Annotated in this window: 2 protein-coding genes; both read right to left on the bottom strand. The window is 39.5% G+C overall.

Annotated elements, in window-relative coordinates:
- Positions 1-321: 321 nt before the first annotated feature.
- Positions 322-933 (bottom strand): hypothetical protein, encoded by a 612-nt coding sequence (locus BQ7314_RS02035; RefSeq protein WP_174482041.1) that lies wholly within the window; start codon positions 931-933, stop codon positions 322-324.
- A 663-nt stretch (positions 934-1,596) separates the two neighbouring features.
- Positions 1,597-1,794 (bottom strand): group II intron maturase-specific domain-containing protein, encoded by a 198-nt coding sequence (locus tag BQ7314_RS16050; protein WP_425356630.1) that lies wholly within the window; start codon positions 1,792-1,794, stop codon positions 1,597-1,599.
- Positions 1,795-1,961: the final 167 nt, after the last annotated feature.

Raw genomic sequence — 1,961 nt, forward strand, 5'->3', positions numbered from 1 at the left:
TCACTCACCGGTAAAGGGGAAAAGTGGCCTATTTTGAGCCAAGGCAATTGTCTGCTCTAAAAACAGGGATAATAGGTGAAAATGAGTAAAAAAAGGGGCTTTATGGATGATCGCAATGAAAATCCATAAAGCTTCCGGTAAAAGGATTTAAAAATAGAAGCCCAATGCATTATTCGGGCTGTTCAGCAAAAAGCTATTTGCAATAGCGGAATTCATCTCAAAGGGTAAATCGGGCTTGTCCAACAAACGGTTCAGATTGTGGCTCGCTTCGCGATCACAATCTAACCTTATTCGTTATGTTTTTTCTCCCTGAATTTATATTTAACAATGTAGCATACCAAGCATGTTACCAATTGTGATAATCCATTTTCTCTTGAAGCGTAGTACAGGAAGAATTACAAGCTCTTCGTTAACGGCAAATTGAGGTAAAATAACGCTAAATTCATCTGCATCTGGTATATTCAAATAGGACGCCAATACGAAACTCGTATACCACTCCCCATTTTCTTTTTCTATTCTCTGCCCCATCAATGGCTCGTTAGTATCTAATGTATATTCTTGAGTGGTAGGTTTAATGATTTGGGGCTTACCTACAAGACCAATATTTCGAAACACTTCCTTACCCAACTGATCGTTTCCTTCCCAAAATACTTGAATGGTATTACTCTTCAATTTAAGGGTTTTCCCCTTTGCTACTTCAATTCGAAGAATAATGTTGTTCTTTCCTTCGTATCTCTCTAATGAGGTGGATATTCGTATATCTTGCTGTGAAAATTGAATTCCACGAGGAATACCCTCATTGATAATACAGAAGGCGTATATTACTTCTCCGCTATTAGATTCTGGATAATAGTAACGCAAAGGAACGAATACGCAACTTACACACATAAAGATGATAGCAAGTACCAGCAAGATTCGATTTGAAATATTCATACACTAGTCTAACGCCAAAATCAGATGCCGTTGGCAGATATTCGATGAATTCAGACAAAGCACTGTAGTTAAATAAAAAAATGACCTTTTAAAGTGAGCTGCGCTGCCAACGGTCAGCTGGATTGAATGGTTACATTTCGATATTCGCTAACCTTCAATCCATGCTCAGTCGCTCAACCCACGACTTTTCAATGCTTTTACTGTAGCAGGGCTGGCTTAACAATACTACCGGCTTTTGATGTAAGTCCTACCAATAAGTTAGTGCCCTGCAAACAGGATTTAAGAGCTTGTTTGAATTGCACCGCTGATAAAAATAAAGCCCTTCCAAGCAGTAAAATGCCTGGTACCTTTAGTCCTGCTACCTCATACTCAACCTTTCCAGCCAATGATAAGGGGTGAAACAGCTAGGAAAGGAAACACGATAACTTATCACAAGCGATTGCGCCCAAACAAAACAAACCAGAAATCCCTCAATAGATTTTGAAATGTAACGACTGCATCAGTTGACGCTGGCAGATATTCGATGAACTCTGACAACGCACTGAACTTTGATATAAAAATGATCTTTAAAGTCAAGTAGCCCGAAGTACTTCCCCCTCAGGTTCTCACAGAACCGTACGTGAAACTCTCGCTTCATACGGCTCTTATCATCCAACCGTTTCACTAAGTAAAACTCCAATGCACAAACAATTTCGGTTCTCGTTGTTGATAACCTATTACCCAACGTATCGCTTGGCTTTTTGTTTTCAATCGTTTGTACTTTCGCTTTGCCCATCTTGCTAGCTTGGCATTGAGATATGATAATACGTGCTTTAATTCTGCTCGTCCATATTTCCCATAGTAGTTTTTCCATCCTTGCAGAAACCAATGGGGTCAGACTCTAATACTGCTTACTTAAGGGTATATTAATCAATAAATTCAACAAGATACAAATAAAAAGGGTAACTTCTCATTATCCACAGGCAGCGGCCGCACGGATGACTTCCGATAACGGAGGAATATCGCCTATACCCAATAAGCGATCTTTC

It is taken from the genome of methanotrophic endosymbiont of Bathymodiolus puteoserpentis (Logatchev) (assembly GCF_900128525.1).
In the GTDB taxonomy this organism is placed as follows: domain Bacteria; phylum Pseudomonadota; class Gammaproteobacteria; order Methylococcales; family Methylomonadaceae; genus Methyloprofundus.

What these genes read in the sequence shown, in the direction of transcription:
- BQ7314_RS02035 (WP_174482041.1), bottom strand. Translation starts at nt 933, where the DNA reads ATGAATATTTCAAATCGAATCTTGCTGGTACTTGCTATCATCTTTATG.